This is a genomic window from Kluyvera sp. EC_51 (genome assembly GCF_019584505.1).
GTDB classification, from domain to species: Bacteria; Pseudomonadota; Gammaproteobacteria; order Enterobacterales; family Enterobacteriaceae; genus Kluyvera; species Kluyvera sichuanensis.
Window position 1 is genome coordinate 67,325 of sequence record NZ_VDAG01000092.1, and the last position, 20,987, is coordinate 88,311.

Annotated in this window: 13 protein-coding genes; 7 read left to right on the top strand and 6 right to left on the bottom strand. The window is 54.9% G+C overall.

The window, feature by feature from the left end; translation table 11 throughout:
• Positions 1–2 precede the first annotated feature (2 nt).
• From yfaE to ubiG, 4 genes are all read right to left on the bottom strand, one after another.
• Positions 3–257 (bottom strand): class I ribonucleotide reductase maintenance protein YfaE, encoded by a 255-nt coding sequence (gene yfaE / locus FHC49_RS17115; RefSeq protein WP_035892620.1) that lies wholly within the window; start codon positions 255–257, stop codon positions 3–5.
• Positions 257–1,387, bottom strand: coding sequence for a class Ia ribonucleoside-diphosphate reductase subunit beta (gene nrdB, locus FHC49_RS17120; RefSeq protein WP_220440400.1), 1,131 nt, complete (start codon positions 1,385–1,387; stop codon positions 257–259). Before nrdB ends, yfaE begins: the two co-directional genes overlap by 1 nt.
• Positions 1,388–1,536: 149 nt before the next feature.
• The gene (nrdA, locus tag FHC49_RS17125; RefSeq protein ID WP_185666860.1) at positions 1,537–3,822 is read right to left on the bottom strand and encodes a class 1a ribonucleoside-diphosphate reductase subunit alpha; all 2,286 of its coding nucleotides are present in this window, start codon (positions 3,820–3,822) and stop codon (positions 1,537–1,539) included.
• Positions 3,823–4,221: 399 nt separating this feature from the next.
• Positions 4,222–4,950 (bottom strand): bifunctional 2-polyprenyl-6-hydroxyphenol methylase/3-demethylubiquinol 3-O-methyltransferase UbiG, encoded by a 729-nt coding sequence (gene ubiG, locus FHC49_RS17130; RefSeq protein ID WP_185666861.1) that lies wholly within the window; start codon positions 4,948–4,950, stop codon positions 4,222–4,224.
• 161 nt (positions 4,951–5,111) lie between these two features.
• On the opposite strand from ubiG, the gene gyrA reads away from it, so the two are divergent.
• A complete protein-coding gene (gene gyrA / locus FHC49_RS17135; protein ID WP_220440401.1) occupies positions 5,112–7,748 on the top strand; it encodes a DNA topoisomerase (ATP-hydrolyzing) subunit A in 2,637 nt (878 codons plus the stop codon).
• A 224-nt stretch (positions 7,749–7,972) separates the two neighbouring features.
• A complete protein-coding gene (gene rcsC / locus FHC49_RS17140) occupies positions 7,973–10,819 on the top strand; it encodes a two-component system sensor histidine kinase RcsC (RefSeq protein WP_220440402.1) in 2,847 nt (948 codons plus the stop codon).
• A 112-nt stretch (positions 10,820–10,931) separates the two neighbouring features.
• Here rcsC and rcsB read toward each other — a convergent pair whose 3' ends face one another.
• A complete protein-coding gene (gene rcsB / locus FHC49_RS17145) occupies positions 10,932–11,582 on the bottom strand; it encodes a response regulator transcription factor RcsB (protein WP_064544005.1) in 651 nt (216 codons plus the stop codon).
• Positions 11,583–11,597: 15 nt separating this feature from the next.
• Positions 11,598–14,273 carry a phosphotransferase RcsD gene (rcsD, locus tag FHC49_RS17150; RefSeq protein WP_220440403.1) on the bottom strand — a complete coding sequence of 892 codons (2,676 nt, stop codon included), beginning with the start codon at positions 14,271–14,273 and terminating at the stop codon, positions 11,598–11,600.
• A gap of 837 nt (positions 14,274–15,110) precedes the next feature.
• Here rcsD and FHC49_RS17155 point away from each other — a divergent pair.
• The 5 genes from FHC49_RS17155 (at position 15,111) to FHC49_RS17175 (ending at position 20,904) form a co-directional block, all read left to right on the top strand.
• Complete coding sequence (locus FHC49_RS17155) at positions 15,111–16,244, top strand: porin OmpC (protein WP_185666865.1); 1,134 nt, start codon at positions 15,111–15,113, stop codon at positions 16,242–16,244.
• A 103-nt stretch (positions 16,245–16,347) separates the two neighbouring features.
• Positions 16,348–17,400 (top strand): FAD:protein FMN transferase ApbE, encoded by a 1,053-nt coding sequence (apbE, locus tag FHC49_RS17160; RefSeq protein ID WP_185666866.1) that lies wholly within the window; start codon positions 16,348–16,350, stop codon positions 17,398–17,400.
• A gap of 73 nt (positions 17,401–17,473) precedes the next feature.
• Positions 17,474–18,535 carry a bifunctional DNA-binding transcriptional regulator/O6-methylguanine-DNA methyltransferase Ada gene (gene ada / locus FHC49_RS17165; protein ID WP_220440404.1) on the top strand — a complete coding sequence of 354 codons (1,062 nt, stop codon included), beginning with the start codon at positions 17,474–17,476 and terminating at the stop codon, positions 18,533–18,535.
• Positions 18,535–19,179, top strand: a complete 645-nt coding sequence (gene alkB / locus FHC49_RS17170) for a DNA oxidative demethylase AlkB (RefSeq protein ID WP_220440405.1) — start codon at positions 18,535–18,537, stop codon at positions 19,177–19,179. Before ada ends, alkB begins: the two co-directional genes overlap by 1 nt.
• An 81-nt stretch (positions 19,180–19,260) precedes the next feature.
• Positions 19,261–20,904, top strand: a complete 1,644-nt coding sequence (locus FHC49_RS17175; RefSeq protein ID WP_185666869.1) for a multidrug ABC transporter permease/ATP-binding protein — start codon at positions 19,261–19,263, stop codon at positions 20,902–20,904.
• Positions 20,905–20,987: the final 83 nt, after the last annotated feature.

Here is a 20,987-nt window from a genome sequence, read left to right on the forward strand (position 1 = left end):
CGTTACATCTCAATTTCTATATCGCCCTTTGCCCTGCAACAGCAGGGCAAAATTTCACCCGGCTGGATAAAAGCCAGCGGCTCGGTCAGCCAGTCAACCTGGCCCGACACCAACCGCGTGCGGCAGGAGCCGCAGTAGCCTTCGCGGCACTGGTATTCCACCTCAACGTTGTGAGACTCCAGTGCCGCCAGCAGGGAAGGGTGTTCATCCTGGCACTGTAAACGCGTGCCAGAGATGCGCAGAAAAACGCGGCTCATTAGAGCTGGAAGTCGCTGAGATCGTCAGTATTGACTTCCGAGTCAATCTGGCCGACCAGGTAGGAGCTGACTTCCACTTCCTGCGGGGCAACCTGCACGTTATCGGACACCAGCCAGGTGTTGATCCACGGAATCGGGTTGGATCGGGTCTGGAACGGCAGATCCAGGCCAACCGCCTGCATACGGATGTTGGTGATGTACTCAACGTACTGGCACAGAATGTCTTTGTTCAGGCCAATCATCGAGCCGTCGCGGAACAGATAGTCCGCCCACTCTTTTTCCTGCACCGCCGCCTGCACGAACAGGTCGTAGCACTCCTGCTTGCACTCTTCCGCAATCTCCGCCATTTCCGGGTCATCCGCGCCGCTGCGCAGCAGGTTCAGCATGTGCTGGGTGCCGGTCAGGTGCAGCGCTTCATCGCGAGCGATCAGGCGAATAATTTTAGCGTTGCCTTCCATCAGTTCGCGCTCGGCGAAGGCGAAGGAGCAGGCGAAGCTGACGTAGAAGCGAATCGCTTCCAGTGCGTTCACGCTCATCAGGCAGATGTAGAGTTTCTTTTTCAGCTCGCGCAGGTTCACGGTCACGGTTTTGCCGTTGACGGTGTGGGTACCTTCGCCCAGCAGGTGCCAGTAGCTGGTCATCTCGATCAGCTCGTCGTAATAGCTGGAGATACCTTCCGCACGCTTCTGAATCTGCTCGTTGGTAACGATGTCATCAAACACAATCGCCGCATCGTTGACGATGTTGCGGATGATGTGGGTGTAAGAGCGCGAGTGGATGGTTTCAGAGAACGCCCACGTTTCAACCCAGGTTTCCAGTTCCGGAATGGAAATCAGCGGCAGCAGCGCGACGTTCGGGCTACGGCCCTGGATGGAGTCCAGCAGGGTTTGATACTTCAGGTTGCTGATGAAAATATGCTTTTCGTGTTCCGGCAGCGCCTGGTAGTCGATACGGTCGCGGGACACGTCAACTTCTTCCGGACGCCAGAAGAAGGAGAGCTGCTTTTCAATCAGTTTTTCGAAGATGTCATATTTCTGCTGGTCGTAGCGTGCCACGTTGACCGGCTGGCCAAAGAACATCGGCTCTTTGAGCTGATCGTTTTTCGTCTGTGAAAAAGTGGTATATGCCATTGATGTCAATCCTGTCTGGAGAGTAATGCCGGATGGCGGTTACTTACCTGCTTACAATATCATCGCAAATAAATCCGTACACCGAATAAGGTTTTGGTCGATACGGAAATCAAAGGCCGGGTCAGCGTGTTGCTGCCCGGCAATCGTTATTAGATCTTACAGGCGCCGCTTTCGCAGCCATCATCCTGAATGGAAGGGGCCAGATCGTCCTGCGCATCTTCCGCACCGTCACGGGTGTTCTGGTAGTACAGCGTCTTCACGCCAAATTTATAGGCGGTGAGCAGGTCTTTCAGCAGCTGTTGCATCGGGACTTTGCCGGATGGAAAGCGCGTCGGATCGTAGTTGGTGTTGGCCGAGATCGACTGGTCGATAAATTTCTGCATGATACCCACCAGCTGCAGATAACCGTCGTTGTTCGGCATTTCCCACAGCAGCTCGTAAGCGTTGTGCAGGTGTTCGTAGTCCGGCACCACCTGGCGCAGGATACCGTCTTTCGACGCTTTGATGCTCACGTAGCCGCGCGGCGGTTCGATGCCGTTGGTGGCGTTGGAGATCTGCGAAGAGGTCTCGGACGGCATCAGGGCAGAGAGCGTGGAGTTACGCAGGCCGTGGGTCTTAATGGACTCACGCAGCGTTTCCCAATCCAGATGCAGCGGCTCGTTGGCAATCGCATCCAGATCTTTCTTATAGGTGTCGATCGGCAGAATGCCCTGCGAGTAGGTGGTTTCATTGAACCACGGGCAGGCACCTTGCTCTTTCGCCAGCTCGTTGGAGGCTTTCAGCAGGTAGTACTGAATCGCTTCGAAGGTCTGGTGCGTCAGGTTGTTGGCGCTGCCGTCGGAGTAGCGCTTGCCGTTTTTCGCCAGCCAGTAGGCATAGTTGATAACGCCGATACCCAGCGTACGACGACCCATTGCGCCACGTTCAGCGGCTTTAATTGGGTAATCCTGGTAGTCCAGCAGGGCATCCAGTGCGCGCACGGCCAGCACCGCCAGCTCTTCCAGCTCGTCCAGGCTTTTGATAGCGCCCAGGTTGAAGGCGGACAGCGTACACAGGGCGATTTCGCCGTTTTCGTCGTTCACGTCGTCCAGCGGTTTGGTCGGCAGGGCGATTTCCAGGCACAGGTTAGACTGGCGCACCGGCGCGACTACCGGGTCAAACGGGCTGTGGGTGTTGCAGTGGTCAACGTTCTGAATGTAGATACGACCGGTAGAGGCACGTTCCTGCATCATCAGAGAGAACAGCTCGACCGCTTTTACGCGCTGTTTGCGGATGCTGTCGTCGTTCTCATATTGGGTGTACAGACGTTCGAACTCGTCCTGGTCGGCGAAGAACGCATCGTACAGGCCTGGGACGTCGGACGGGCTGAACAGGGTGATGTCGCCGCCTTTCAGCAGGCGGGTGTACATCAGTTTGTTGATCTGTACGCCGTAGTCCATATGACGCACGCGGTTGCCTTCAACGCCGCGGTTGTTTTTCAGCACCAGCAGGCTTTCGACTTCCAGGTGCCACATTGGGTAGAACAGGGTGGCCGCACCACCGCGCACGCCGCCCTGGGAGCAGGATTTAACCGCCGTCTGGAAGTGCTTATAGAACGGAATACAGCCGGTGTGGAACGCTTCACCGCCGCGAATCGGGCTACCCAGCGCACGGATGCGACCGGCGTTGATGCCGATACCGGCGCGCTGGGAAACGTATTTCACGATAGCGCTGGAGGTGGCGTTGATGGAATCCAGGCTGTCGCCGCACTCGATCAGTACGCAAGAGCTGAACTGACGAGTTGGGGTACGCACGCCGGACATAATCGGCGTAGGCAGAGAAATTTTGAACGTGGAAACCGCATCGTAGAAGCGCTTCACGTAGCTCAGACGGGTTTCACGCGGGTAGTTCGAGAACAGGCACGCAGCGACCAGAATATAGAGGAATTGGGCGCTCTCGTAGATTTCGCCGGTGACGCGGTTCTGTACCAGGTATTTCCCTTCCAGCTGCTTAACGGCAGCGTAGGAGAAGGTCATGTCACGGTCGTGAACAATGAACGAGTCCATCTGCTTGAACTCTTCTTCCGTATAGTCTTCCAGCAGATGATTGTCGTATTTACCCAGGTTAACCATGTGTTTGACATGGTCGAACAGTGCCGGCGGCTCAAACTGGCCGTAGGCTTTTTTGCGCAGGTGGAATACCGCCAGGCGCGCGGCCAGGTACTGGTAGTCTGGTGCTTCGCTGGAGATCAGGTCTGCGGCTGCTTTGATGATAGTTTCATGAATGTCGGACGTTTTAATCCCGTCGTAGAACTGGATGTGTGAACGCAGTTCGACCTGAGAAATCGAAACGTTGTGCAGCCCTTCGGCGGCCCAATCCAGCACGCGATGAATTTTGTCGAGGTTAATGCGCTCTGTGCGGCCGTCACGCTTCGTCACCAGCAGACTCTGATTCATGTGATTTTTACCTGTCCGTGAAAAGGAAAATATCCCCTGATTTATCCACAATTGCCGTTGTAGCAAAACCTGTGGATAAATACTACATGTAGGGGTTCGTTGATTAATTAAACGCTATATGGTGAGTATTCTAGTCTGGATTCTTTTGAGCACAAGGGTTGATTTTGGCGTTAACTTGAGGTTGATAAAGGGTAAAAAACGCTAAGTCCACGGCACGTAAGGGCTGGCGGGAATGTCAATAATTTGCAAAAAAAAATGAAAATTTGATCGAGTGCTGATTTCTTCGTCGAAGGGGGAAATTGCGCAATATGATGTAGCGCAATTTTGTCGTAAATACACCCTAATGATTGGTAGGGGGCACGTAGGCCTGATAAGCGTCATCAGGCCATGAGCGCAGATTTACTCTGCTTTTGCGGTGGTGTGTAGCATATAGTTAACGTCTACGCCCGGTGCCAGCTTAAAGCTGTTGGTGATTGGGTTATAGTGCAGGCCAATCATATGGCGCTCTTTCAGCACGGTCTGGTCAACCCAGCTCAGCAGTTCGGCCGGCTTGATGAATTTCTTCACGTCGTGAGTGCCTTTGGGCACCATGCGCAGAATGTACTCCGCGCCAACTACTGCCATCAGCCAGGATTTGCCGTTGCGGTTGAGCGTGGAGAAGAAGACCTGACCGCCGGGCTTCACCAGTTGGGCGCAGGCTTTCACCACCGACTGCGGGTCCGGAACGTGTTCCAGCATCTCCATGCAGGTCACCACGTCATACTGCCCGGCGTGTTTTGCCGCATGCTCTTCGACGGTTTCCTGCACGTAATCGACCGGAATACCGGTTTCCAGCGAGTGCAGTTTTGCCACCTGCAGCGGCTCAAAGCCCATATCCAGGCCGGTGACCGTCGCACCTTCACGCGCCATGCTTTCGGCCAGAATGCCGCCGCCGCAGCCGACATCCAGCACTTTTTTGCCAAACAGGCCGCCGGAACGTTCGGCGATGTAGCCCAGACGCAGCGGGTTAATGCGGTGCAGAGGCTTAAATTCCCCCTCCAGATCCCACCAGCGTGACGCGACGGCCTCGAATTTGGCGATCTCTTCGTGGTCTACGTTGTGCGCTACCGCAGCTTTTTCGGCATTCATGGCTGTTCCTGCTCCTTATTTCGTTATTGAGAGCGAGTATATCAGTACCACGGTGTGAATAAAGCGTTCGCGGGGTGCTAATGGGTTTACCTGTCTTTACGCTAATGTGTTATAATTTGCGACCTTTGAATCCGGGAATACAGTAGAGGGATAGCGGTTAGATGAGCGACCTTGCGAGAGAAATTACACCGGTCAACATTGAGGAAGAGCTAAAGAACTCTTATCTGGATTATGCGATGTCGGTCATTGTTGGCCGTGCGCTACCGGATGTCCGAGATGGCCTGAAGCCGGTACACCGTCGCGTACTTTACGCCATGAACGTATTGGGCAATGACTGGAACAAAGCCTATAAAAAATCAGCCCGTGTCGTGGGTGACGTGATCGGTAAATATCACCCGCATGGTGATACTGCCGTCTATGACACTATCGTCCGTATGGCACAGCCATTCTCGCTGCGATACATGCTGGTAGATGGTCAAGGTAACTTCGGTTCTGTCGATGGCGACTCCGCCGCAGCGATGCGTTATACGGAAATCCGTATGTCGAAAATCGCCCATGAGCTGATGGCCGATCTGGAAAAAGAGACGGTGGACTTCGTCGATAACTACGACGGCACCGAACGTATTCCAGATGTAATGCCGACCAAAATTCCTAACCTGCTGGTTAACGGTGCCTCTGGTATCGCCGTAGGTATGGCCACCAACATTCCACCGCACAACCTGACGGAAGTGATCAACGGCTGTCTGGCATATGTCGACAACGAAGACATCACCATCGAAGGTTTGATGGAACACATCCCAGGCCCGGATTTCCCGACTGCCGCCATCATCAATGGCCGCCGCGGGATTGAAGAAGCCTATCGTACCGGTCGTGGCAAAGTGTACATTCGCGCTCGCGCGGAAGTCGAAGCCGACGCCAAAACCGGTCGTGAAACCATCATCGTGCACGAAATTCCGTATCAGGTGAACAAAGCGCGCCTGATCGAGAAAATCGCCGAGCTGGTAAAAGATAAACGCGTTGAAGGCATCAGCGCGCTGCGTGACGAGTCTGATAAAGACGGTATGCGCATCGTGATTGAAGTGAAACGCGACGCGGTCGGGGAAGTGGTGCTGAACAACCTCTACTCCCAGACCCAGCTGCAGGTCTCCTTCGGTATTAACATGGTTGCGCTGCACCATGGTCAGCCGAAGATCATGAACCTGAAAGAGATTATCGCTGCGTTCGTGCGTCACCGCCGTGAAGTGGTGACTCGTCGTACCATTTTCGAACTGCGTAAAGCACGCGATCGCGCGCACATCCTGGAAGCGCTGGCCGTTGCGCTGGCTAACATTGACCCGATCATTGAACTGATCCGTCGCGCGCCAACCCCAGCCGAAGCGAAAGCGGGCCTGGTGGCACAGTCGTGGGAACTGGGCAACGTTTCCGCGATGCTGGAACGTGCGGGTGATGACGCGGCGCGTCCAGAGTGGCTGGAACCTGAGTTTGGCGTTCGTGACGGTAAATACTACCTGACCGAACAGCAGGCGCAGGCGATTCTGGATCTGCGTCTGCAGAAACTGACCGGCCTTGAGCATGAAAAACTGCTCGACGAGTACAAAGAGCTGCTGGAACAGATAGCAGAACTGCTGCGCATTCTGGGCAGCGCCGATCGTCTGATGGAAGTGATCCGCGAAGAGCTGGAACTGGTTCGCGAACAGTTCGGCGACGCGCGTCGTACTGAAATCACCGCCAACAGCGCCGATATTAATATCGAAGATCTGATCAGCCAGGAAGATGTTGTCGTCACGCTGTCTCACCAGGGTTACGTTAAATATCAGCCGCTTACCGATTACGAAGCTCAGCGTCGTGGCGGTAAAGGCAAGTCAGCTGCCCGTATTAAAGAAGAAGACTTTATCGACCGCCTGCTGGTGGCCAACACCCACGATACGATCCTCTGCTTCTCCAGTCGTGGTCGTCTGTATTGGATGAAGGTTTATCAGCTGCCGGAAGCTAGCCGCGGCGCGCGTGGCCGTCCGATCGTCAACCTGCTGCCGCTGGAAGCGAACGAACGTATCACCGCCATCCTGCCGGTACGCGAGTACGAAGAGGGCGTGAACGTCTTTATGGCGACCGCTAGCGGTACCGTGAAGAAAACGGCGCTGACCGAGTTCAGCCGTCCGCGTTCTGCCGGTATTATCGCGGTGAACCTGAACGAAGGCGACGAGCTGATTGGCGTTGACCTGACCTCCGGTACCGATGAAGTCATGCTGTTCTCTGCCGCCGGCAAAGTGGTGCGCTTTAAAGAAGATGCCGTCCGCGCAATGGGTCGTACTGCGACCGGCGTACGCGGTATTAAGCTTGCGGAAAATGACAGCGTGGTATCGCTGATTGTTCCACGCGGCGAAGGCGCAATCCTGACCGTGACCCAGAACGGCTACGGTAAACGTACCGCTGCCGAAGAGTATCCGACCAAGTCGCGTGCGACGCAGGGCGTTATCTCTATCAAAGTCACCGAGCGTAACGGCTCCGTGGTGGGCGCGGTGCAGGTCGACGACTGCGACCAGATCATGATGATCACCGATGCCGGTACGCTGGTGCGTACCCGCGTGTCCGAAGTCAGCGTGGTAGGGCGTAACACCCAGGGCGTTATCCTCATCCGTACTGCGGAAGATGAAAACGTGGTGGGTCTGCAGCGCGTGGCCGAGCCGGTTGATGACGAAGAGCTGGACGCTATCGACGGTAGCGTGGCGGAAGGCGACGATGATATCGCGCCGGAAACCGACAGCGATGACGACGTCGCGGACGATGCTGAAGAGTAATCGTTGAGCAACGTTGAGAAAGGGCCGGTGAAAACTGGCCCTTTTTTTATGTGTGCGGCATTCCCGGCGTCGCTGCGCTCGTCCGGGCTACATATTACGTAGCCCGGACGAGGTGCAAAGCGCCGACTCCGGGATGTTCTAAGTGACTCTCTGATTGCGGCTAGCGGCTTTTCCCGCTACCTTAACCACATCCTGTTAGCCCTCAACGGCGGAGTTTCGCCACTTTGAAATATCTTGTCTCCTTTCGCACAACGCTGAAAGTTTCACGTTACCTGTTTCGGGCGCTGGCGCTGCTGCTTTGGCTGCTTATCGCGCTGATTTCCGTCTTCTATATCGTGAATGCCCTGCATCAAAAAGAGTCGGAAATCCGTCAGGAATTTATCCTTAACTCCGATCAGGCCCAGCGTTACTTCCAGCGCACCTCCGATGTGATAAAGGAGCTCAAGTACATTGCGGAAAACCGACTCACCGCGGCGAACGGTGCGCTGCCGGGCGGGCAGGTAAAAGACAATTCCGATGTGCCGGATTTTGAACCGCTGTTCCCCGACTCTGACTGCGGCACCCTCGACACCACCTGGCGTGGTCCGCTGGAATCGCTGTCCTGGTTCTTGCGTTACTGGCGGGAAAATTTCTCGGCGGCTTACGATCTCAACCGCGTCTTTTTAATCGGCAGTGACAACCTGTGCATGGCCAACTTTGGCCTGCGCGAAATGCCGGTAGATCGCAGCGAGGCGCTGAAGGCGCTGCACGAACGCATTATGGCCTATCGCAATGCTCCGCAGGACGATCGCGGCGGCAACCTGTTCTGGGTCGGGCAAGGGCCGCGTCATAGCGTCGGCTACTTCTATGCGTTGACGCCGGTCTATCTGGCAAACCGTCTGCAGGCGCTGCTGGGCGTTGAGCAAACCATTCGTGCGGAAAACTTCTTTACCCCGGGCAGTATGCCGATGGGCGTATCCATTCTGGATGATAACGGCAACACGCTGATTAATCTGGCGGGGCCGGATACCAAAATGCATATCAACGCGCGTGGATTGCAGGAGCGACTGTGGTTCGGCTATACCGCCGGCTACCGTGAGCTGGTGCTGAAAAAGACGCTGTCGCCGTCCTCGCTGAGTATTGTCTACTCGGTGCCGCTGGATGCGGTGCTGGAGCGGATTCGTATTCTGGTGCTGAATGCGCTGTTGCTGAACCTGCTGACCGGCATTGCGCTGTTTACCATGGCACGCATGTACGAGCGGCGTATCTTTTTACCGGCTGAATCCGATGCGCTGCGCCTTGAGGAACACGAGCAGTTCAACCGCAAAATTGTCGCCTCGGCGCCGGTGGGGATCTGTATTCTGCGTACTCAGGACGGCACTAACATCCTGAGTAACGAACTGGCGCATAACTATCTCAATATGCTGACTCACGAGGATCGTCAGCGTCTGACGCAGATTATCTGCGGTCAGCAGGTTAACTTCGTCGACGTGCTGACCAGCAACAATACCAACCTGCAAATCAGCTTCGTTCACTCGCGCTACCGCAACGAAAACGTAGCGATCTGCGTGCTGGTGGACGTCAGTTCGCGCGTCAAAATGGAAGAGTCCTTGCAGGAGATGGCGCAGGCGGCGGAGCAGGCGAGCCAGTCGAAATCGATGTTCCTCGCTACCGTCAGCCATGAGTTGCGTACTCCGTTGTACGGCATTATCGGTAACCTCGACCTGCTGCAAACCAAAGAGCTGCCGAAGGGCGTTGACCGCCTGGTCACAGCGATGAACAACTCCTCCGGGCTGCTGCTGAAGATCATCAGCGACATCCTCGATTTTTCGAAAATTGAGTCCGAGCAGCTGAAAATCGAGCCGCGCGAGTTCTCGCCAAAAGAGGTGATGAACCACATTACCGCCAACTACCTGCCGCTGGTGGTGAGAAAACAGCTCGGCATGTACTGCTTTATTGAGCCGGACGTGCCGATGAAGCTGATGGGCGATCCGATGCGCCTGCAGCAGGTTATCTCTAACCTGCTAAGCAACGCCATCAAGTTTACCGATATCGGCTGTATCGTTTTACATCTGAAACGCGAAGGGTATTACCTCAGCATCAGCATTCGTGATACCGGTGTCGGCATTCCGGCTAAAGAAGTGGTGCGCCTGTTTGACCCATTCTTCCAGGTGGGGACCGGCGTACAGCGTAACTTCCAGGGGACCGGTCTGGGGCTGGCGATTTGTGAAAAGCTGGTCAATATGATGGACGGCGATATCGCAGTGGATACCGAGCCGGGTATGGGCAGCCAGTTTACGCTGCGCATTCCGCTGTACGGTGAGCAGGACGCTACGCCGTTGGCGATTGACGGGCTGGCGAAGATTCGTTGCTGGCTGGCGGTACGTAATGCGTCGCTCTCCGACTTTATTCATTCGCTGCTGAGCTGGCACGGTATTGACGTTCGCCTGTACGACGGTGAAGTTCCGGGGCCGGACGATCTGCTGATCGCCGATGACGAACTGTCGCAGCCGTGGGCGGGCAGGGCTGCGGTAGTTTTCTGCCGTCGTCATATTGGTATTCCGCAGGAATATGCGCCAGGCCAATGGGTGCACAGCATTGTCTCTCCGCATGAATTGATGACGCTGCTGGGACGCATCTATCGCGTGAAGGTGGAAACGGGTGATGCGGCGGAGCTGCAGTCTGCCCATGAAGCACCGGCAGACAGTAACGACGATATGATGATCCTCGTCGTCGACGATCACCCAATTAACCGCCGATTGCTGGCCGATCAGCTGGGATCGCTGGGCTATCAGTGTAAAACTGCCAACGACGGCGTTGATGCGCTGAACGTATTGAGCAAGAATCACATTGATATTGTGCTCAGCGACGTCAACATGCCGAATATGGACGGTTATCGCCTGACGCAGCGTATTCGACAGCTGGGACTGACGCTTCCGGTCGTTGGGGTGACGGCCAACGCACTGGCCGAAGAGAAGCAGCGCTGTCTGGAATCGGGGATGGATAGCTGCCTGTCGAAACCGGTGACGCTGGACGTGCTCAAACAGACGCTAACGGTCTATGCAGCACGCGTCCGTAAAGCACGGGAATAAAGTATTTTATGGGTAGCCCGGCCAGGCGAAGCGCCGCCGGGATTATCACAGATGGTACGACGGCAGCATCGCCATCGGGCCTATGTAAAGCAGGCCCGATGTGCAACGCTGTTTAGTCTTTGTCTGACGGCGAAAGCGTCACGGAGGAGAGGTAGTTCAGCAGCGCGATGTCGTTTTCCACGCCCAGCTTCATCATGGCCGATTTCTTCTGGCTACTGATGGTTTTGATGCTGCGGTTCAGCTTCTTCGCAATCTCCGTTACCAGGAAGCCTTCAGCAAAGAGACGCAGCACTTCGCTCTCTTTTGGTGACAGGCGCTTGTCGCCGTAACCACCCGCGCTGATTTTCTCCAGCAGGCGAGAGACGCTTTCCGGGGTAAACTTCTTGCCTTTTTGCAGCGCCGCCAGCGCTTTTGGCAGGTCAGTCGGCGCGCCTTGCTTCAGCACGATCCCTTCAATATCCAGATCCAGCACGGCGCTCAGAATCGCCGGGTTGTTGTTCATGGTCAGCACGATAATAGCCAGACCTGGGAAATGGCGTTTGATGTACTTGATAAGCGTAATACCATCACCGTACTTGTCTCCTGGCATGGAGAGGTCGGTAATCAGTACGTGTGCGTCAAGCTTCGGTAAGTTGTTAATTAGCGCAGTGGAGTCTTCAAATTCGCCAACAACATTAACCCATTCAATTTGCTCCAGAGACTTACGGATCCCGAACAGCACAATCGGATGGTCATCGGCAATAATTACGTTCATATTGTTCATGTAAAGGCTACCTTGCTACAGCAAGCTCTTGACGTAGGCGTCAATGTCGCTGATGTATTTTTCTATGCCTGACGCATCTTTTTCACGAATCAGATGCTCAAGCGATTCACATAACTGCTTGCCAGGTACCAGATTTAGCATGGCAAACACACCCTTAAGGCGGTGAGCTGTCTGTGCCAGTGCGGCAAAATCCTTCGCCGCGGACTCAGTATACAGCCTGCTAACATCTTCCGGTACCGTATCCACAAACAGAGCATAATAGCCACTGGCCTGAAGCTCGGCACTTTCATCTCCGCCCAGCGGCGATTCCGTCACTTCTTCCTGCGCCAGTTGCTCTTCAATAAGCTGGAGTACGGCATCCTGCATGGCGTTGCTCATGTTAAAGTTCACACGCAGCTGACTTGGGCCAATTTTGCGTATCCCAGCCTCATCATCGCTTAAAAGCAAGCCCGAAGCAGTAAGATTAGACGGATTATCTGTTAAAAAAAGGTCAAATTCTTGACTTGTTGCTCGTTCGTCAGGGCTGATACAGGTCGCGCCCCAGCTTTCAAGCTGGCGGGTGACAATGTTGCGGACCTCGTTTGAGGTGATATCCACCATCGCCACCACATCATCCAGCAGCTGCTCTTCGGGCTCCATGTCCTCTTCACGCACCGGCATTTTGACATGCAGCGTATAGCGTGTGCCCAATGACTCTCGTGCCTTAATATTAAGATGACCGCCGAGTTTACGCGCCAGCTGATCGCATAGCCAGAAGGTGAGGGCGTTGGCTTTGCCGTAGCGGTCTGACTGGGTATCGTTCAGGTATGGGAAGTGCAGATTATCGACTTCACCGTGCGACACGCCGTTGCCGGTATCAAGAATACGGAAGGTTAAACGTTCTTCCACCGACTCATCGGCGTTGACCTCAAGGGTAATTTTACCAATTTGCGTGGTGGTCACCGCATATTGGATCAGCAACAGCAGAATGCGGCGCAGCGCATCGCGGTCGCCGTGACGCTGCTCTTTTGCCGGAAGCGGGTTATTGATCAGCAGCTGAAGCCCTTTGCGCTTAATAGACGGCAACACTTCAGGCACCACTTCGTCGATCAGCTCCTGCAGGGAGAACTGTGTGGACGATCCTTTCCAGCTGTCGTTTTCCAGCATATTAGCGAGCTGAATTTCATCGACCAGCCGTACCAGCAGGTCGGCATGGTTCGCGAGCTTCTGTCCATCTGGCGTATCAATGGTGCTGGCCTCGGCGGCGAGCGCTTTGATCGGTTGCTTCAGCGTATCGCTGATGTTTTGCATAAACGCCGCGCGGCCCTGCTGGTTCTTCTCATACAGACGCTGGGCCTGCTTGAGCTTCTTATTCACCAGAATTTCCCGGTCCTGATCGCGAATAATGAAAATCTGGGTGCGCGGTGAAACCTGGCTGCGGAACTGACGAATTTCATACAGTTCATTATTAATGGTGGCCTGAATCACTCCCTGATGCTGATCCGCCATGCTGGTGATGTTTTGCAGGTTGAGGTGCGGTAGTAGATGGTCGGCAATTTTGTTGCTGATTATGGTTCGGTTCGACTCTTGATCGTGCACTAATAGCCCTAGCGGCAGTAATGAGACAATCTCTTCATTGATGGCGCGCAGCACGCGCAGCTCATTATTGGTCCCCGTCGAAGGAACGTTGCTGTTGCTGCCGCGAGTGGGCAGATTACGAAACGTCGAGTAGCCGAATAGCGCCAGCGCCAGCAGCCCAATATTCAGCAGCAGCGGTAGCATGATGTTCTGGAAAGTATCAAGCAGCAGCGTGCCAAACGGCACCTGCCACACCAGGCGCATGCCGGTGCCGTTCAGCGCTGAGGTTATCTCAATGCGTGAGCTATTAAAGTTGATGGAGACGCTGTCGCTCGGGTCTTTTTCCTGAGCGCGCTGGGCATTCTGCGCCGGATCGGGTTCCAGGCGGAAACTGTCCAGCGACATGGTTGGCGGTACCAGGTCGTTAATCGGTAAATCAAAGGCGACGACGGTTGCCAGATGCCCCGGCTGGTTGAAGGTGGTACGCAGGGTAAAGTAGCGGCCGTTCTGCCAGGCGAGACGGCGCAGCGACGAGAAGGTTTCGCGCTCATCCAGAGTGTTAGCCTGCTGTAGCATTTCAGCCCGGCGGGAATCAACAATGCTGCCTACGGTCGACTCTTTAAAGCCGGATGAGAGATCTTTTAACGGCAGGGTAGAGATAAGAATCAGGCTGTTATCCTGGCCGTTGAGATAGTACATCGACCAGGGAACATTTTCCGCGCCCCACAGGGTATCGAGATAGGTCGACATGCGCTGGGTGATATCGAGCGTGGCGCTGTCATGCGAACCGAAGATCAACGCTTCGGTTTTACGGCGTGGCTTCTCAAGGTAATACACATCCTGCTTTAAGCGGGTTTCCTGCAGACCATCGGCAGGCGGCGCATTGGTATTCGCGGCGGCGATGTTGTCGTAGATCTGCCAGGTGGTGTAGCGCCAGGTATCGATGCGCTTATGGACGGCGTGCGTCATATCGACAATCTGATAGCTCTTATCTTTAAGCCAGGCGTTGACGGCGCTTTGAATCATCACGCCCATCGTCACCAGCAATACGATGATCATAAGAAGGAAGAAACGCGTGATGCTCCCCGGAAGCAGAGAGAATTTCGTCGGGTTCATCTTGTCGGACTGACTCATTGGCGTGTGTAACCCATCATAACGGCATCTGAATGAGGAGAAGCTCAAGCCTGAATCGGCATTGAGGCGCGAAGATCCTGTTTTTGCACTGCTGGCAGTATATACAAAAAAGTCGGCAAGATGCATCTACGGGGCAAATTACACTGCGCGGAGCTGGCGGCAATGCTATGCGGAGGAGGGCGTTAGATATTGGCGGTGAGCAGAAATAGTTTGTTGCGGATTAATTGTACAATGTAACATTTATTGTACAGTTATTTACGAATAACGACTTAAAAATAGCACTAAATAACAAGACATTATTAATCGAGTGCCTGGTAGACATAAAAAATGGTATGAGATTTGATTAGTTAATAGTCGTTACAATTTACGTGCGGTAGCACAGTTTGATTCAGTTTACGTAAAGAAAGGTAAAAAAAACCGGATGCGAAGCATCCGGTTGAAATAGGGGTAAACAGACATTCAGAATTGAATGACGGTAATAAATAAAGTTAATGATGATAGCGAGGACTATTTTAGTTGTAGGTGAAGGTTTTGTTTTACCATTCAGTGCTATACCTTTCGTGTTTTTTAACTCATTGATTTAGTGAATTTATTTGCTTTGGTTTTGATTATTAGTGCTATTTTTCCTGTCTTTTTGTGCTTATAAAAGTTCCCTTAAATTTACATTTTGAAACATCTATAGAGATAAATGAAACATTTGAGCGATTTTCGTATCATATTCTTATTGGATTATTCTAATTTTTACAGCACAATGGATCTGCCGACTGATTAATGAGGGTTAATCAGTAAGCAGTGGCATATATAAAGGCATATATATAACAACAGAGGGTTAATAACATGAAAGTTAAAGTACTGTCCCTCCTGGTACCAGCACTGCTGGTAGCAGGCGCAGCAAATGCGGCTGAAATTTATAACAAAGATGGCAACAAATTAGATCTGTACGGTAAAGTCGATGGTCTGCACTATTTCTCCAGCGACGACAGTAAAGATGGTGACCAGTCCTACGTTCGTCTGGGCTTCAAAGGTGAAACTCAGATCAACGACCAGCTGACCGGTTACGGCCAGTGGGAATACAACATCCAGGCTAACAACACCGAAGGCGCTTCTGACCAGGCATGGACCCGTGTAGGTTTCGCCGGTATCCGCATTGCTGACGTAGGTTCTTTCGACTACGGTCGTAACTACGGCGTAGTTTACGATGTGACTTCCTGGACCGACGTCCTGCCAGAATTCGGCGGCGACACCTACGGTGCAGACAACTTCCTGCAGCAGCGTGCTAACGGCGTTGCGACCTACCGTAACACTGACTTCTTCGGTCTGGTTGATGGCCTGAACTTTGCTCTGCAGTATCAGGGTAAGAACGGCAGCGCTTCTGGCGAAGGTTCCACCAACAACGGTCGTGACGATCTGGAACAGAACGGTGACGGCTTCGGTGGCTCCCTGACTTACGATATCGGCGAAGGCTTCAGCGTAGGTACCGCAATTTCCAGCTCTAAACGTACTACCGATCAGAACAACATGGCTTATGGCCAAGGCGATAAAGCGACCACCTACTCCGGTGGCGTGAAATACGATGCGAACAACATCTATCTGGCCGCTCAGTACACCCAGACTTACAACGCGACCCGCTTCAGCGGTAAACAAAGCGCTGCTAATCCTGATCCTATCAGCGGCTTCGCTGAAAAAGCACAGAACTTCGAAGTGGTTGCACAGTACCAGTTCGACTTCGGCCTGCGTCCATCCATCGCTTACCTGCAGTCTAAAGGTAAGGACATTAACAACGGCGTAGACAACTTCGGCGATCAGGATCTGCTGAAATACGTTGATGTAGGCGCGACTTACTACTTCAACAAAAACATGTCCACCTACGTTGATTACAAAATCAACCTGCTGGATGACAACGACTTCACTCGTCGTGCCGGTATCTCTACCGACAACATCGTAGCGCTGGGTATGGTTTACCAGTTCTAATTCGGTTTCGACCGAGACAAAAGGGGCCCTTGGGCCCCTTTTTTAATGTCTGATTTCAGCTAATTAGTGTACTCTTGCGCCGATTGCAGGAGGGTAATAACCGATGGAAATGACTTTTTTACGTACGATGCTGCTTGGCGTCGTTATTTTATTGGCTGGCTGTGACAACACCAGCGCGCCGGCAACCCCAAAGGCGCAGGTGACCGTACTTGATGGTAAAACCATGGGCACGTTCTGGCGGGTGAGCGTGGTTGGCCTCGATCAAAACAGGGCGGAGAATCTTCGTCAGAAGGTGCAGACGTTGCTCGATGGCGACGATCAGCTATTGTCGACCTGGAAAAACGACTCGGCGCTGATGCGTTTTAACCAGTCGCAAAGCACCACCCCATGGCCGGTAAGTGAAGGGATGGCGGATATCGTCACCGAATCGCTGCGCATCGGGCAGAAAACGCAGGGTGCGATGGACATCACCGTGGGGCCGCTGGTCAATCTCTGGGGCTTTGGCCCGGATAAACAACCGGTGAAAACGCCGACTCAGGCGCAGATAGATGCCGCGAAAGCGCGCACCGGGCTGAAAAATCTGACGGTGATTAACCGTGCGGGCCAGCAGTATCTGCAAAAGGCGATCCCCGATCTGTACGTTGACCTCTCGACCGTTGGCGAAGGTTACGCTGCCGATCATCTGGCGCGGCTGATGATAGAAGAGGGGATCTCCCGCTATCTGGTCTCGGTGGGTGGTGCGCTGGTGAGCCGTGGGATGAATGCCGATGGCCAGCCGTGGCGCGTGGCGATTCAAAAGCCAACCGACCGGGAAAACGCGGTGCAGGCGATCGTCGACATTAACGGCCACGGGATCAGCACCTCCGGTAGTTATCGCAACTACTATGAGCTGGATGGTCAGCGGATCTCACACGTTATCGATCCGCAAACCGGGCGGCCGATTACCCATAAGCTGGTGTCGGTCACCGTGATTGCGCCAACCGCGCTGGAAGCCGACGGCTGGGATACTGGTCTGATGGTGCTCGGCACGGAAAAAGCCCAGCAGGTGGTGCGTGAGCAGGGGCTGGCGGTCTATATGATCATGAAAGAGGGTGACGGCTTCACCACCTGGATGTCGCCGCAGTTCCGTGCGTTCCTGGTCAGCGGGAAAAATTAAAAAGCAAGATTGCGGGTTTTTTAATTCCTCCTTTTGGTCACAGTGATGGTTACACTAAAAGGAGGAGCCCGTTATGACATCTCATACCCTATATACCGATGATGACCGCTGGCAGGCGGTGATAAATCGCGACGCCCGCGCCGATGGTCAGTTTGTTTTTGCCGTACAGACCACCGGTATTTTCTGTCGCCCGTCCTGCCGTGCCCGTCATGCGCTGCGCCAGAACGTCCGGTTCTATCCCAATGCACAGGCTGCGCTGGAGGCCGGATTTCGTCCCTGCAAGCGCTGTCAGCCAGATAGCCTCTCTCCCGAACAGCAGAAAATCGACAAAGTTGCCGAGGCCTGTCGGTTGCTGGAGCAGGACAGCCCGGTGACGCTTGAGGCGCTGGCCGAGGCGGTTGCCGTCAGCCCTTACCATTTCCATCGTCTGTTTAAATCCGTCACTGGCGTCACGCCAAAGGCCTGGCAGCAGGCGTGGTGGGCGCGTCGGCTGCGTGATTCACTCAGCGGCGGCGAACCAGTGACCCAGGCGGTGCTGGCGGCGGGATTCCCCTCAAGCAGCAGCTACTATCGTCAGGCAGACAATGTGCTGGGGATGACGGCGCGCGCTTACCGTCAGGGCGGCAAAACCGCTGATATTCATTATGCGACCGACCGCTGCGAGCTGGGCCGCTGCCTGGTGGCGCTGAGCGACCGTGGCATTTGCGCGGTGTTGCTGGGAGATGATGACGCTACGCTGCTGACGGAGTTGCAGCAGAGCTTCCCGTCTGCCCACTTGACGGCAGCGGATGCATCGTCTCAAGCGCAGATTCAAGCCGTTATCGCCAGTCTGAATCAGCGTTCAACACCGCTAACGCTGCCGCTGGATATCCGCGGCACGGCTTTCCAGCAGCAGGTCTGGCAGGCGCTGCGCGCCATTCCAACCGGTGAAACCCGCAGCTATCAGCAGATAGCCGACGGCATCGGCAACCCGAAAGCCGTGCGGGCGGTGGCCGGGGCCTGTGCGGCAAACCGGCTGGCGATTTTGATACCGTGCCACCGAGTGGTGCGCGGCGACGGCAGTTTGTCCGGCTATCGCTGGGGCGTGACGCGTAAAGCGGCGCTGCTGGCGCGCGAAAAAGAGCAGGAGCGGTGATGCTGGATCTGTTTGCTGATGAAGCGCCGTGGTCAGAGCCGCTGGCACCGGGGGCCGTCGTTCTGCGCCGACTGGCGCGTGAACAGAGCGATGCGTTGCTCGCCGCTATTGCGCAGGTTGCCGCCGTCTCGCCGTTTCGTCATATGGTGACGCCGGGCGGGTATACCATGTCGGTGGCGATGACCAACTGCGGGCCGTTTGGCTGGAGTACGGACAGCCGCGGCTACTGCTACGCCGCCATCGACCCGCTGACCGGGCGGCCGTGGCCAGCTATTCCGGATGTTTTTCTCCGCCTGGCGAAGATGGCGGCGGGCCAGGCCGGATACCCGGAATTCAGCCCCGATGCCTGTCTTATCAATCGCTACCAGCCGGGTGCAAAGCTGTCGCTGCATCAGGACAAAGATGAAGCACGGCTGGATGCGCCGATCGTTTCCGTTTCGCTGGGATTACCGGCTACCTTCCAGTTCGGCGGGTTAAAACGCAACGATCCGCTGCAGCGCGTCTGGCTGGAGCATGGCGATGTCGTGGTGTGGGGCGGCGCGTCCCGGCTGTTCTACCACGCCATTTTGCCTCTCAAGGCAGGTAGCCACCCGCAGGTGGGCGCCTGGCGCTATAACCTGACGTTTCGCCGCGCTGCGCAATGACGAATAAAAATAAGAATTATTCTTGATGTCGTTGCTCAGCAGTTTACACTGCTGGCTGTTTTTCTTGCTCTGGTTGCTGTTATGGAACTTCTTTTACTCGTCTGGCGTCAGTACCGCTGGCCCTTCATTGGCGTTATCGCCCTGAGCCTGCTGAGCGCGGCGCTCGGTATTGGACTTATCGCCTTTATTAACGTGCGTCTGATTGAAATGGTCGACACCAACCTTACGGTGCTGCCGGAGTTTCTCGGGCTGCTGCTGCTGTTGATGGCCGTGACGCTGGGCTCTCAGCTGGCGCTGACGACGCTGGGGCATCATTTTGTTTATCGCCTGCGTCGCGAATTTATCAAACGTATTCTCGACACTCAGGTGGAACGCGTGGAGAAGCTCGGCAGCGCCTCGCTGCTCGCGGGGCTGACCAGCGATATTCGCGCCATCACCATTGCCTTCGTGCGCCTGCCTGAACTGGTGCAGGGGATAATCCTGACCGTGGGCTCTGCCGCCTATCTGGCGATGCTGTCGACTAAAATGCTGCTGATTACCGCACTGTGGATGGCGCTGACCATCTGGGGCGGTTTTATGCTGGTGGCGCGCGTCTACAGGCATATGGCGACGCTGCGCGAGACCGAAGATAGCCTTTATAACGACTACCAGACGGTGCTGGAAGGGCGCAAAGAGCTCACCCTGAACCGCGAGCGCGCGCAGTACGTGTTTGAACAGCAGTTCACGCCGGACGCAAAGGCTTATCGCCACCATATTATCCGCGCCGATACCTTCCACCTGAGCGCCGTGAACTGGTCGAATATCATGATGCTGGGCGCGATTGGCCTGGTGTTCTGGATGGCAAATGGCCTGGGCTGGGCCGACACTAACGTGGCGGCAACCTACTCTCTGACGCTGCTGTTCCTGCGTACGCCGCTGCTGTCGGCGGTAGGGGCATTGCCTACGCTTCTGAGTGCCCAGGTCGCGTTTAACAAGTTGAATAAATTCTCACTGGCACCGTTCCGCGAGCCGTTCCCGCAGCCAACGGCGCACCCGAACTGGCAGACGCTGGAACTGCGTGATGTCACCTTCCATTATGAAGACAACACCTTCGCGGTCGGCCCATTAAACCTGACGCTGAAGCGCGGCGAAATGGTCTTCCTGATTGGCGGTAACGGCAGCGGCAAATCGACGCTGGCGATGCTGCTGACCGGGCTGTATCAGCCGATCTCCGGGCAGATCCTGCTTGACGGCCAGCCGCTGGCGGCGGATAAACCTGAAGACTATCGCAAGCTCTTCTCCGCGGTGTTTACCGATGTCTGGCTGTTCGAGCACCTGCTGGGGCCGGAAGGCAAGCAGGCGAAGCCGGAGCTGGTAGAGAAGTGGCTGGCGCAGCTGCAAATGAGCCATAAGGTGAAGCTTGAGGATGGACGAATTCTTGACCTGAAGCTGTCAAAAGGGCAGAAAAAACGCGTGGCGCTGCTGCTGGCGCTGGCAGAAGAACGCGACATCATTATGCTTGATGAGTGGGCGGCCGATCAGGACCCGCACTTCCGCCGCGAGTTTTATCAGGTACTGCTGCCGCTGATGCAGCAAATGGGCAAAACGATTTTCGCCATCAGCCACGATGACCACTACTTTACCCATGCAGATCGCCTGCTGGAGATGCGTAACGGTCAGTTGAGCGAGCTGGTGGGGGAGGAGCGCGAGCGCGCTTCCCGCGATGCCGTTGCGCGTACCGCCTGATTTTTTAGCCGCTTTGCTGAATTTTTCAACGCCTAAGCGGCTTGTTTAACTTTTTTATATTCCCCCGCGCTATGCTTAATGCG

Excerpts from the sequence above, each read along its gene's own strand:
- yfaE (WP_035892620.1), bottom strand. The coding sequence starts at position 257 with ATGAGCCGCGTTTTTCTGCGCATCTCTGGCACGCGTTTACAGTGCCAG.
- nrdB (WP_220440400.1), bottom strand. The coding sequence starts at position 1,387 with ATGGCATATACCACTTTTTCACAGACGAAAAACGATCAGCTCAAAGAG.
- nrdA (WP_185666860.1), bottom strand. The coding sequence starts at position 3,822 with ATGAATCAGAGTCTGCTGGTGACGAAGCGTGACGGCCGCACAGAGCGC.
- ubiG (WP_185666861.1), bottom strand. The coding sequence starts at position 4,950 with ATGAATGCCGAAAAAGCTGCGGTAGCGCACAACGTAGACCACGAAGAG.
- gyrA (WP_220440401.1), top strand. The coding sequence starts at position 5,112 with ATGAGCGACCTTGCGAGAGAAATTACACCGGTCAACATTGAGGAAGAG.
- rcsB (WP_064544005.1), bottom strand. The coding sequence starts at position 11,582 with ATGAACAATATGAACGTAATTATTGCCGATGACCATCCGATTGTGCTG.
- rcsD (WP_220440403.1), bottom strand. The coding sequence starts at position 14,273 with ATGAGTCAGTCCGACAAGATGAACCCGACGAAATTCTCTCTGCTTCCG.
- FHC49_RS17155 (WP_185666865.1), top strand. The coding sequence starts at position 15,111 with ATGAAAGTTAAAGTACTGTCCCTCCTGGTACCAGCACTGCTGGTAGCA.
- apbE (WP_185666866.1), top strand. The coding sequence starts at position 16,348 with ATGGAAATGACTTTTTTACGTACGATGCTGCTTGGCGTCGTTATTTTA.
- ada (WP_220440404.1), top strand. The coding sequence starts at position 17,474 with ATGACATCTCATACCCTATATACCGATGATGACCGCTGGCAGGCGGTG.
- alkB (WP_220440405.1), top strand. The coding sequence starts at position 18,535 with ATGCTGGATCTGTTTGCTGATGAAGCGCCGTGGTCAGAGCCGCTGGCA.
- FHC49_RS17175 (WP_185666869.1), top strand. The coding sequence starts at position 19,261 with ATGGAACTTCTTTTACTCGTCTGGCGTCAGTACCGCTGGCCCTTCATT.